This is a genomic window from Pikeienuella sp. (assembly GCF_046290545.1).
Classification (GTDB): Bacteria; Pseudomonadota; Alphaproteobacteria; order Rhodobacterales; family Rhodobacteraceae; genus Pikeienuella.
The window spans coordinates 929,385-940,686 of record NZ_JBKAGV010000017.1 but is presented as its reverse complement, the minus strand read 5'-3'; the positions used below and the strand labels follow the sequence as shown (position 1 = coordinate 940,686).

10 protein-coding genes are annotated in these 11,302 nt (G+C 70.1%); 8 read left to right on the top strand and 2 right to left on the bottom strand.

Annotation, left to right across the window (positions count from 1 at the left end; all coding sequences use genetic code 11):
* Positions 1-164: 164 nt before the first annotated feature.
* Positions 165-1,058 (bottom strand): substrate-binding periplasmic protein, encoded by an 894-nt coding sequence (locus ACE37J_RS20955; protein WP_409715446.1) that lies wholly within the window; start codon positions 1,056-1,058, stop codon positions 165-167.
* Positions 1,059-1,060: 2 nt separating this feature from the next.
* Positions 1,061-1,741: a cytochrome c-550 PedF gene (pedF, locus tag ACE37J_RS20950; RefSeq protein WP_409715443.1), complete on the bottom strand. Its 681-nt coding sequence runs from the start codon at positions 1,739-1,741 to the stop codon at positions 1,061-1,063.
* A gap of 158 nt (positions 1,742-1,899) precedes the next feature.
* On the opposite strand from pedF, the gene ACE37J_RS20945 reads away from it, so the two are divergent.
* From ACE37J_RS20945 to ACE37J_RS20910, 8 genes are all read left to right on the top strand, one after another.
* On the top strand, positions 1,900-3,075 hold the full coding sequence (locus tag ACE37J_RS20945; protein ID WP_409715439.1) for an ABC transporter substrate-binding protein: 1,176 nt from the start codon (positions 1,900-1,902) through the stop codon (positions 3,073-3,075).
* A gap of 11 nt (positions 3,076-3,086) precedes the next feature.
* Positions 3,087-4,061, top strand: a complete 975-nt coding sequence (locus ACE37J_RS20940; protein WP_409715435.1) for a YVTN family beta-propeller repeat protein — start codon at positions 3,087-3,089, stop codon at positions 4,059-4,061.
* Between the two features lie 34 nt (positions 4,062-4,095).
* Complete coding sequence (locus tag ACE37J_RS20935) at positions 4,096-4,536, top strand: hypothetical protein (RefSeq protein ID WP_409715432.1); 441 nt, start codon at positions 4,096-4,098, stop codon at positions 4,534-4,536.
* 40 nt (positions 4,537-4,576) lie between these two features.
* Positions 4,577-5,113, top strand: coding sequence for a tetratricopeptide repeat protein (locus tag ACE37J_RS20930; protein WP_409715429.1), 537 nt, complete (start codon positions 4,577-4,579; stop codon positions 5,111-5,113).
* Between the two features lie 104 nt (positions 5,114-5,217).
* Positions 5,218-6,987 (top strand): PQQ-dependent methanol/ethanol family dehydrogenase, encoded by a 1,770-nt coding sequence (locus tag ACE37J_RS20925; RefSeq protein WP_409715426.1) that lies wholly within the window; start codon positions 5,218-5,220, stop codon positions 6,985-6,987.
* Positions 6,988-7,066: 79 nt separating this feature from the next.
* Positions 7,067-7,780 (top strand): response regulator, encoded by a 714-nt coding sequence (locus tag ACE37J_RS20920; protein WP_409715423.1) that lies wholly within the window; start codon positions 7,067-7,069, stop codon positions 7,778-7,780.
* Between the two features lie 31 nt (positions 7,781-7,811).
* A complete protein-coding gene (locus ACE37J_RS20915) occupies positions 7,812-8,984 on the top strand; it encodes an FIST N-terminal domain-containing protein (protein ID WP_409715421.1) in 1,173 nt (390 codons plus the stop codon).
* On the top strand, positions 8,981-11,170 hold the full coding sequence (locus ACE37J_RS20910) for a PAS-domain containing protein (protein WP_409715418.1): 2,190 nt from the start codon (positions 8,981-8,983) through the stop codon (positions 11,168-11,170). The genes ACE37J_RS20915 and ACE37J_RS20910 overlap by 4 nt, the downstream gene beginning before the upstream one ends.
* Positions 11,171-11,302: the final 132 nt, after the last annotated feature.

Sequence of the window (11,302 nt, the reverse complement as noted above, 5' to 3'; positions counted from 1 at the left end):
CCAGGAATGCACGCCCGCAAAACCTCAGGGTCGTTCAGCGCAGACCAAACCGCCAAACGGTCAGCCGCGATCAATCTCGTGCCAGATAGCTGCATGGCGACTTCCTTCCCCGTTAACCCTAGGTGGCGGGCGCCCTGCCCGCCATTCGACCAAATGAGGAGGCGTCACCGCTCCGGCGCGCTCCAGGTGAGTCCGTATTCCGCGAAGATCGCCGCGATCCGCCCGTCCGCCAGCGCCTCCTCGATCGCGTAGTCCGCCGAATAGGCGAGCGGGCGATGGCTGTGATGGACCGCGATCCCGAGCGTCCAGCGCCCGCGGGAGAAGCCGGGCAGCGGCGGCTGATGCACCTTCACGCCCGGCCCGGCGAAATGCTCCAGCTCCGCCCGCGGCCCCATCGCGGCCTTCGTCTCCCCCGCGTTCAGGGCTTCCATCGCCGCCTGCATGGAAGGAAAGCGGCGGACCTGCGCGGCAAGCTGGCCGCCCGCGAGGCCCGTGAGATAGAAGTCGGCGATCGTGTCGTTCTCCACCGCCACCGCATCGAAGCGGAAATAGGCGGGCAGGGGCGGATCGTCCGGATAGGCGTCCTCCCGGTAGGCGATGGCGATCTCCTCGGCATAGGCCTGACCGGTGAAGACGACCTGCTCCACCCGGCAGGCGAAGGCGCTGTCATAGGGTACGTGCAGCATCACGTTGGCGACCCGCCCGCCGACGACCGGTCCCTTCCAGACCCAGTTCCGCAGATCCGCCTCCAGCGTCTCCCCCGCCGCGACGAAGCGGAACCGCGCCTCGACGCCGAGCGACTCCGCGATCAGCCGGCCGATCTCCACATCGACGCCATGGGCGCGCCCGCCCTCCTCCCAGGACCAGGGCGGATAGGCCTCGTAGGCGGCGAATTCGATCCAGCCGCGCTCGGTGATCCGGTCGAGATCGTCCCCGACGTATTCGCGCGCCGTGTTCTGCGGCCTCTCGCCGGGAACGTGATCGGCGCAGCGCGGCGCCTGCGCCGCCGCCGGCAGCGCGAAGGCGACGACCAGCGCGGCGAGGAGGCCGGAGCGCATCGTCAATGCGCCGCCGAGAGACCGATGGTCAGCGCCTCCGCCGCCGCGTGGAAGCCCGCGGCGCCGTCCCGCTGCAAGAAGGCCGCGGCGCGGAAGGCCGCGCTGTCCGCCACCGGGGCGCCGGACGCCGTCTCCACCTCGGCTGCGATGGCCGCGAGTTCCTCGCGGAGCGCCTCCGCATCGGCCTCGCCCGAGGCGAGCGCGTCGCGGATCTCCTTCAGCCGGTCCGCATGCGCGTCGAGCGCGCCGTCGTCCGGCCGCGTCTCGACATAGGTGCGGATGGCCCAGGCCGCCTTCTGGCCGAGAAGCTCGCCGAAGGCGGGCATCTTCGTCGTCCCGTTCTGCGTATAGCCGTCGCGAAAGCGCTCGGCGTACCATTCGTCGCCGTATTCCTCCGCCTCCAGATAACGGAGATCGGGCGCGAGCCCGCCGGAGACGCCGCCGAGCCCGTGGCAGCGCGCGCAATTCTGGTTGTAGCCCGAGTCGCCGATCTCCACCGCCTTCCGCCAGACGTCCTCTCCCGCGTCGCGATAGGGGTTTTCGGTGAGCCATTCCTCGCCCACATCCGGCAGCGCGTCGGTGTTCACCGGCTGCGGGGCGACGTCGCCATGCGGCAGGGCGGGCCCGGCGGCGAGGAGGGCGGCGAAGAGGGCGGCGAGGCTGATGCCGGGTCGATGCGTCATGGCTTTCTCCCTGATCTGTTGATCCGGGGATAGCCGCTCCGCCGCCGCCGCGAAATCCGACCTTTCGGCAGGATCGCGGCGAAACGGATGGCGCCAAAGTCTATGGCGAAGGCGAGTGAAATGCGTTTACACTCTCCCAAAAGACGACCGGAGGAGACATGCCCCTGCCCCGCGCGTTCGCCGCCCTAGTCGCGGCGGCGTCCATCCACTCATCCGTGCTCGCGGCGGAGCTCGACATTCCGGCGGTCTACTTCGAGGTCGGGGTGGAGCGGCCGCCGACCCTCTCCAACCTCGATCCGGTTCCGGAAGACCTCGCGCGCGCCGGCGCGGAGCTGGCGCAGAAGGACAATGCGACGACCGGGCGCTTCCTCGGCCACAAGTATTCGCTCGAATCCGTATATGTCGAGCCGGGGGAGGACCCGCTGCCGGCGGCGCGCGAGGCGCTGGCGCGGGCTCCGTTCCTGATCCTCAACGCGCCGGCGGAGGCGCTGCTCGCCATCGCGGACCTGCCGGAGGCGGCCGGAGCCGTCCTCTTCAACGCCGCCGCGCCGGAGCGGGCGCTCCGCGACGCGGAATGCCGCGCGAACCTCCTCCACACCATCGCCGGCCATGACGAGCGGGCCGACGCGCTGATGCAGTTCCTGACCTGGAAGCGCTGGACCGATCTCGCCCTGATCGTCGGGCCGGAACCGGCGGACATGGCCTTCGGGGAGGCGCTCCGCCGTTCGGCGGCGAAATTCGGCCTCGAGATCGGCGCGGAGGCGGCCTGGAGCTACGACACCGACCTTCGCCGCTCCGCCTCCGGCGAGGTCCCGCTGCTGACGCAGGGCCTCGGGGAGTATGACGTGCTCCTCGTCGCGGACGAGACGGACGGGTTCGGGCAATACATCCTCTACAACACATGGTCCCCGCGGCCCGTCGCCGGCTCCGACGGGCTCGCGCCCGTCACCTGGTCAGGCGCGCTGGAGCAATGGGGGGCGGTCCAGCTCCAGAACCGGTTCGAGGCCGCCTATGCGCGGGATATGCGCTCGGAGGACTACGCCGCCTGGCTCGCCGTCCGCGCCATCGGCGAGGCGGTCACCCGGACCGGGGCCGCGGAGCCCGCCACCCTCCGCGCCTTCCTCCTCTCGGACGAATTCCGGCTCGACGGGTTCAAGGGCCGCGCGCTCGGCTTCCGGGCCTGGAACGGGCAGGCGCGCCAGCCGATCCCGCTCGTCCACCCGCACGCGCTCGTCGCGCTCGCGCCTGTGGAGGGCTTCCTCCACCAGCGGTCCGAGATGGACACGCTCGGCCTCGACGAGCCGGAAAGCGCCTGCGCCGCATTCGCGAACTGAAGGAGACAGAGATGAGACGACCCGCCGGAAGGCTCGCCGCCCTCGCCCTCGCCTGCGCCCTCCCTTCGACCGCATGGGCGGCCGGGGAGATATGGATCTCCAACGAGAAGGACGACACCATTTCCGTCATCGACGCGGAGACGCTGGAGGTGACGCGCACGATTCCCGTGGGAAAGCGCCCGCGCGGCATCATCTTCTCGAAGGATTACACCCGGGTCTACATCTGCGCCTCCGACAGCGACACGGTGCAGGTGATGGACCCCGAGACCGGCGAAATCCTCCATGAGCTGCCCTCGGGGGAGGACCCGGAACAGTTCGCGCTGCATCCCGACAACCGGCATCTCTACATCGCCAACGAAGACGACGCGCTCGCGACCGTGGTGGATGTGGAGACAAGGCAGGTCGTCGCGCAGATCGATGTCGGGATCGAGCCGGAAGGCATGGCCGTCTCCCATGACGGGCGCTACGCCATCGTCACCTCCGAGACGACGAACATGGCGCACTGGATCGACACGGCCGCGCAATCCATCGTCGCCAACACCCTCGTCGATTCCCGCCCCCGCCACGCCGAGTTCACGGCGGACGATTCGCAGCTCTGGGTCTCGTCCGAGATCGGCGGGACGCTCACCATCTTCAACACGACGGACAAGTCGGAGGTCGGCAAGGTCCGGTTCGAGATGCCGGGCGTCCATCCCGACAAGATCCAGCCCGTCGGCTTCAAGTTCTCGCCCGACGGGAAGACGGCCTTCGTCGCCCTCGGCCCTGCGAACCATGTCGCCGCCGTGAACACGGAGACGCTGGAGGTGGAGGACTACATCCTCGTCGGCCGCCGGGTCTGGCACCTCGCCTTCTCCGCGGACGGGACGCAGCTCTTCAGCACCAACGGCGTCTCCGGAGACGTGACGGTGATCGACGTCGCCTCGCGGGAGCCGCTGAAGTCCGTCAAGGTCGGCCGCTTCCCCTGGGGCGCGGCGACCCGTCCCTGACGCAAGAACAATGAAAAGGCCCGGAGGAAAGCCCATGAGACATCTCGCAGCCGCGCTCGCCGCATTCGCCCTCGCCGCCGCTCCCGCTCTGGCGGACGATGATGACGGCTTCGGCCTCGCCGGCATCCTCTCCTCCAAGAACAAGGAGGAGCTGCCGCCGATCATGCTCTCGCCGGGGGAGCCGCTCGCCGCGGCGCCGCTGACGCTGAAATCCGGCGTCTATTACGAGATCGAGATCGAATCGGACGGGGCCGCGGAGCTTGCGCTCGTCGGCCCGGAATTCTTCCGCGCGATCTGGATCGACGAGATCGTGATCGAGGGGATCGAGATCCGCCCGCTCGGCGTCGACAGCTTCGAGTTCGACGAGGCGGGAACGATGGAGCTCGGATTCCTCGCCATCAAGCCCGGATCGTATTATCTCAAGGTGCCGGGATCGAGCGGCGACCTTCAGACGCTCGCGATCACGATCGAATGACGCGCGGCGGCGCGCCGCGTCGCCGGAGGGGAGATGCACGATGCGCCTCATGCTCGCCGCAGGTCTTGTCGCCGCCGCCCTGCCCGCCCTTGCGGAAGAGGATGGCGGGGGGACGCTGAACCCCGAGGAGCTGACGCTCGGCTCCGTTCTCGACCGCGCCGCGCGCGGAGAGACCTCCATGACTACGTGCGCCGCCGGCTATCTCATCACCAAGTCCGGCCGCCACGGGCAGGCGCGGACGGTGTTCGAGGCCTGCGCCGCCGCCGGCTACACCGGGGCCATGACCTGGATGAGCCAGCTTGACGACAACGGCCTCGGCGGGCCGGAGGACCCGGACCGCGCCGCCGAATGGGACCGGCGCGCGGCCGAGGCGGGGGATCCTGTCGGCATGTTCAACTACGGGCTCGACCTCATGCGCGGCCGCGGCGTCGCGCGGGACGATGCAGCCGGCCGCGCGCTGGTGGACCGGGCGGCGGAGGCCGGGCTCGACTCCGCGCTGAGGCTGCGGGGCGCGGGCTATGACCTCGACGAGGTGACGCCCGACGCGGACAACTGGAAGTATGCGCCGGTGATGTAGGGCTCGCCCCCGTTACGACCTATGGCCAATTTCGCCCGCCCCTCCGCCGCGCGATGATGCGACGGTCGGAGAAAGGCCCAGAGGGCCGCAACGGGAGGAAGAACATGGTCAGATTGATGGGAGCGGCGCTCGGCGCGCTCCTCGCCGCAGGCGCGGCGCAGGCTGCGGGTGTGACCGAGGCTGACATCGCCAACGACGCGACGATCACCAACCAGATCGTCACCAACGGCATGGGCCGGCATCTCCAGCGCTACAGCCCGCTCGAGACGCTCAACAAGTCGAACGTCAAGAACCTTTTCCCGGCCTGGGCCTTCTCGCTCGGCGGGGAGAAGCAGCGCGGGCAGGAGACGCAGCCGCTCATCCATGACGGGCTGATGTTCATCACCGGCTCCTATTCGCGGCTCTACGCCATCGACGTGGCGACCGGCAAGGAAGTCTGGCAATACGACGCCCGCCTGCCGGAGGGCATCCTGCCCTGTTGCGACGTGGTGAACCGCGGCGCGGCGCTCTATGGCGACAAGGTCTATTTCGGCACGCTCGACGCGCGCATCGTCGCGCTGAACGCGAAGACCGGAGACGTCGTCTGGCGCAAGCAGATCGCCGACTACAAGGCCGGCTACAGCTACACCGCCGCGCCGATGATCGTCGACGGGCTGGTCGTCACCGGCAATTCCGGCGGCGAGTTCGGCATCGTCGGCGAGGTGCAGGCGCGCGACGCGGAAACGGGCGAGCTGGTCTGGACCCGCCCCGTGATCGAAGGCCATATGGGCACGCTCAACGGCCAGCCCTCGACCATGACGGGCACGCTGAACGCGACCTGGCCCGGAGACATGTGGAAGACGGGCGGCGGCGCGACCTGGCTCGGCGGCTCCTATGACGCGGACACGGACACCATCGTCGTCGGCGCCGGCAATCCCGCGCCCTGGAACAGCTGGCTCCGCAACGCCGGAACGCCGACCGAAGGGAATGCCGGCGACAACCTCTACGCCGCTTCCCGGATCGGGATCGACCCGAAGACCGGGGAGATCAAGTGGCATTTCCAGACCACGCCGCGCGAAGGCTGGGATTATGACGGCGTCAACGAGGTCGTCGCCTATGTCGACCGCGAGGGGAACAAGCGCTACGCGACCGCCGACCGGAACGGGTTCTTCTACGTCCTGAACCGGGAGGACGGGAAGTTCGTCCGCGGCTTCCCCTTCGTGAAGGACATTTCCTGGGCGACGGGGCTCGACGAGAACGGCCGGCCGATCTTCGTCGAGGAGAACCGCCCGGGCGACCCGGCGGCGGCGGCCGACGGGGCGAAGGGCGAGACGATCTTCGCCGCGCCGTCCTTCCTCGGCGGCAAGAACTGGATGCCGATGGCCTTCAGCCAGAAGACCGGCAACTTCTACGTGCCCTCGAACGAATGGGGCATGGACATCTGGAACGAGCCGATCACCTACAAGAAGGGCGCGGCCTATCTCGGCGCCGGCTTCACCATCAAGCCGCTCTACGAGGACCATATCGGCTCCCTGAAGGCGGTCGACCCGGATACCGGCTCCATCGTCTGGGAATACAAGAATGACGCGCCGCTCTGGAGCGGCGTGATGACGACCGCCGGCGGCCTCGTCTTCTTCGGGACGCCGGAAGGCGAGTTCCTGGCGCTCGACGACGAGACGGGCGAGGTGCTCTGGTCCTTCCAGACCGGCTCCGGCATCGTCGGCCAGCCCGTCACCTGGGAGCAGGACGGCGAGCAATACGTCTCCGTCATCTCCGGCTGGGGCGGCGCGGTGCCGCTCTGGGGCGGGGAGGTCGCGAAGAAGGTGAACTATCTCAACCAGGGCGGCACGCTCTGGACCTTCAAGCTGCCGAGGCAGCTCGCCAAGGTCGAATGAGAGACGGGCGGCGCGCCGCGGCGCGCCGCCTCCCCTGCCGGGCCGCGCCATGCGGCTCGCCCAAAGGCGGAGCGCCGGAATGATCGAGAGCCGGGACAGGACTTCACCGAGGCGCCCCGCGACCCTCCGCTCCGCGCTCGTCATCGACGACCACCCGCTCTTCTGCGAGGCGCTGACGATGACCCTCCAGGCGGGCGTCGGCGTCTCCGACATCGTCACGGCGGAGCGGCTCTCGGAGGCGCTCGCCCTTCTCGAAGCCGGGCCCGAGCCCGACGTGATCCTCCTCGATCTCAACCTGCCGGACGTCAACGGCCTCGACGGCCTGATCCGCCTGAAGCGCGCCGCGCCGGGCGCGCCGGTCCTCGTCGTGTCCTCGATGGCGGATGACGGGATCGTGAGCCTCGCGATCCGCGCCGGGGCGGCCGGCTTCGTGCCGAAACACAGCCGGACGGAGCGCTTCCGCGACGCGCTGAACGCGGTCGCGGCGGGCGAGATCTATCTCCCCGAAACCTGCGCCCATCTCGGGAAGGACCAGCCCCGCGCCGATGCGGCGGATGCGGTGGACCGCCTGAGCGCCCTCACGCTGCAACAGGCCCGGATCCTCGAACTCGTCTGCGCCGGAAAGCTCAACAAGCAGATCGCCTACGAGCTCAGCATCGCCGAGACGACGGTGAAGGCGCACATGACGGCGATCCTCCGCAAGCTCGGCGTGCAGAGCCGGACCCAGGCCGTCCTGCTCGCCTCCTGCGCGAACTTCACGGAATTGTTGCGCGGCGGAGGACGCGAGGCGTAATCTTCCCGAAAGAAAACAAGGGGAGGCGCTGATGGACGGGGAGGACGCGCCTTTCGGCGCGACAGCGGCGGCGTTGGTGCGCACGGCCTACGCTCCTGCGGGCGACGCCGCGGCGGCGGCGTCTGCGCTCGACGCGGCGCTCGGGCCCGGCCCTCTCGCGCTCGTCACGCTCTTCGTGTCTCCTGTCGGCGATTTCGACCGCATCGCCGCCGCCATGCGCGTGGCCCGGCCGGAGGCGAAACTGGTCGGCTGCACAACGGCCGGGGAGATCGGGCCGGAGGGCTACATGAGCGGCGCGGTCGTCGCCGTCGGCTTTCCGGCGCGGGATTTCGAGGCGGAGACGATGCTGATCCCCGATCTCGGCGCGCTCGACCGGCAGGATGTCGCCGCCGCCGCCCTGCGCGCGCGCGCCGCGCTCGCCCTCCGCCGGCCGGACTGGACGGAGGAATGCGCCTTCCTTCTGGTGGACGGTCTCTCGATGAAGGAGGAGGCGCTCGCCGCAGGGCTCTCCGCCGCACTCGGCCCGACCCCCTTCTTCGGCGGATCGGCGGGCGACGGGCTCTCCTTCCGCCATACCGCCGTGATGGCGGGGGGCTATGTCCGCAACAACGCCGCCGTTCTCACCCTGATCCGCACGCGCTGCCGGCTCCGCACTTTCCGGCTCGACCACCTGAAGCCGGCGGCGACCCGCATGGTGGTCACCTCCGCTGACCCGGCCCGCCGCGTGGTGCGGGAGATCAACGCGGAGCCCGCGGCCCGCGAATATGCGCGCCTCCTCGGCAAGGATCCGGAGCAGCTTTCCCCCTTCATCTTTGCGGCGCACCCCGTGCTCGTCCGGATCGGCGGGCAGCATCATGTGCGCGCCATCCGCCAGGTCGCCCCCAACGGCGACCTTGTCTTCTTCTCCGCCATCGACGAGGGGCTCGTCCTCACCCTTGCGGAGCCGACCGACATCGCCTCGCATCTCGAACGCGAATTCGCCGCGCTGGCGGAGGAGGGCGAGCCTGCGGCGATCCTCGCTTGCGACTGCATCCTCCGCCGGGTGGAGGCGGAACAGAAGCAGGCTGTCGCCGCCGTCTCCCGCGCGCTGGCGCGGCGGCGCGTCGTCGGCTTCAACACCTATGGCGAGCAGTTCGGCGGCGCCCATGTGAACCAGACGCTGACCGGCCTCGCCATCTACCCTCCCGAAGGCATGAAGGCGTGACCTCCTCCCTGCTCAATCCGGAAGACGGGCCGGCGCGGAACGTCGACAAGCTCCTTGCGATCACCGACGCGCTCATGCGGCGGGTCGAGCAGGCGACCGACGAACAGGGCGCCGGCTACGCGCATTTCCAGCGCGCGATCCTGCTGGAGGAGGAGGTGCGCCAGCGCACGCGGGATCTGGAGAAGACGCTGGAGCTCCTCAACGAATCGAACGCCCGCCTGTCGGAGGCGATGGGTTCGGAGCGGCGGGCGCGGGCGGACCTCTCCAACGCGCTGGAGGCGGTGGAGGAAGGCTTCGCGCTGTTCGGGCCTGACGAACGGCTCGTGATGTTCAACAGCCGGTTCTGCGGCGCCCTGCCCGACGTCTGGGATCGCCTCCATGTCGGCATGACCTTCGACGCCTATATCGAGGCCGTCAGCCGCTCCGAAGGGCTCGATTCCGGGCGGGCGGGCGGCGCCGCCGGCTGGGCGGACCGGCGCCGCCGCCTGCACGAGCGGGAACATGCGATCTTCACCGTGCCGCTCCGTTCCGGCGCATGGCTTCAGGTCTCCGAGCACAGAACGCCCGACGGCGGCGCCGCCGTTCTCCAGACCGACGTGACAGACATGATCCGGATCGAGCGGGCCGAGCGCGCCAAGCTCCTTGAGGATCAGGCGCAGATGGTGCGCGCGACGCTGAACCACATCAATCAGGGCGTCGCCATCTTCGATTCCGGGGCGCGGCTGGTGGGCTGGAACCGGAGGCTCGGGGAGCTTCTCACCCCGCCGATGCGGCTCGTCCACATCGGCGCGCCCTTCAACGCGCTCTGCGACCATATCGAGCGCGGCGCCGCGTTCGATCCGGGCTTCAGCGGCCGGGACGTGCGCGCCTGGGTCGACGCGCCCTCGCCGCGCGCGCCGCTGAGCTTCGATCTCCGCCTCGGGCAAGACCTCATTCTCGCCGTCTTCACCGCGGAGACGCCCGATCGCGGCTTCCTCATGTCCTTCACCGACGCGACGGCGGAACGGCGCGCGGTGAACGCGCTGTCCCGCGCGAACGAGGATCTGGAGCGGGCCGTCCAGGAACGGACGCTGGAGCTCGAAGCGGCGGTCAACGAGGCGGAGCGGGCGAACGAGACCAAGTCGCGCTTCGTCGCCGCGGCCAGCCATGACCTTCTCCAGCCGCTCTCCGCGGCCAAGCTCTTCATCTCCGCGCTCGAAGCCTCCCCGCTGGACCCGCGCGCGGCGAAGGCCGCCTCCCGCGCCGCCAACGCGCTCGACAGCGTCGAGAGCATCCTCGGCGCGCTGCTCGACATCTCGCGCCTCGATTCCGGCAAGGCGGAGCTGAAGCGGGAGCCGACGCCGCTCGGCCCGCTCCTCGCGCGGCTGAAGGACGAGTTCGCCCCTGCAGCGCGCGCGAAGGGGCTCGACCTGCGCATCCTGCCGACCGATGCGGTCGTGAACACCGATCCGACCTACATGCGCCGGATCATCCAGAATCTCCTCGCGAACGCCGTTCGCTACACGCAGGAAGGGGGCGTCCTCGTCGGCGTGAGGCGGCGGGGCGGCGCCGTTCGCGTGGAGGTCCGGGACACGGGGCCCGGCATCCCCGAATCGAGGCGGACCGACATCTTCCGGGAGTTCCACCGGCTCGAAGGGGGCGGCGACGCGGCGCAGGGGCTCGGGCTCGGCCTCACGATCGTGGAGCGGGCCTGCGCCCTGCTCGGCCACCGGCTCGCGCTCCGCTCGGAGGTCGGCCGCGGTTCGTGTTTCTCGGTGGAGGCGCCCCTCGCCTCCTGCGCGCCGGAGCGGGAGGCGCTGCGCGAGCCCGCGATGGCGGCCCCGGGCGGCCTTCTCGTTCTGGTCGTCGAGGACAATGTGGAGCTCTCCGCGGCGCTCGCGCTCCAGCTCGAGTCCTGGGGCGCCTCCGTGTTCGAGGCGCGCAGCGGGTCCGAAGCCCTCGCCCTTCTCGCGGAGACGGGGGTGAGCCCGGATGCGCTTCTTGTGGACTACAGCCTTTCCGGCGGCGAGCGGGGCGTCGAGACGATCGCGGCGATCCGCGCGGAGCATGGCGATGCGCCCGCCGCCATCATCACGGCGAGCCCCTCTCCCGAAGTCCGGGCGGAGTGCTCCCGGAACGGGCTGAAGCTGATCGCGAAGCCGATCGGCCAGCGCTCCCTCGCGGACTTCCTGACCCGCGCGCGCTGAGTCCCGAAGCCGCCGCGAGGGCCGAGCATCGGCAGCGCCGGCGGGACAGTTGCGCGACTGCGCGCCCCGTCGCGGTCGGGCGCGGTCACTCGACTCTCTGCGCGACCACCGCGACGAGCTTTCCGTCGCCGG

Coding starts and splice junctions, on each gene's coding strand:
- ACE37J_RS20930 (WP_409715429.1), top strand. CDS start 4,577: ATGCGCCTCATGCTCGCCGCAGGTCTTGTCGCCGCCGCCCTGCCCGCC.
- ACE37J_RS20920 (WP_409715423.1), top strand. CDS start 7,067: ATGATCGAGAGCCGGGACAGGACTTCACCGAGGCGCCCCGCGACCCTC.
- ACE37J_RS20955 (WP_409715446.1), bottom strand. CDS start 1,058: ATGCGCTCCGGCCTCCTCGCCGCGCTGGTCGTCGCCTTCGCGCTGCCG.
- pedF (WP_409715443.1), bottom strand. CDS start 1,741: ATGACGCATCGACCCGGCATCAGCCTCGCCGCCCTCTTCGCCGCCCTC.
- ACE37J_RS20935 (WP_409715432.1), top strand. CDS start 4,096: ATGAGACATCTCGCAGCCGCGCTCGCCGCATTCGCCCTCGCCGCCGCT.
- ACE37J_RS20925 (WP_409715426.1), top strand. CDS start 5,218: ATGGTCAGATTGATGGGAGCGGCGCTCGGCGCGCTCCTCGCCGCAGGC.
- ACE37J_RS20945 (WP_409715439.1), top strand. CDS start 1,900: ATGCCCCTGCCCCGCGCGTTCGCCGCCCTAGTCGCGGCGGCGTCCATC.
- ACE37J_RS20940 (WP_409715435.1), top strand. CDS start 3,087: ATGAGACGACCCGCCGGAAGGCTCGCCGCCCTCGCCCTCGCCTGCGCC.
- ACE37J_RS20915 (WP_409715421.1), top strand. CDS start 7,812: ATGGACGGGGAGGACGCGCCTTTCGGCGCGACAGCGGCGGCGTTGGTG.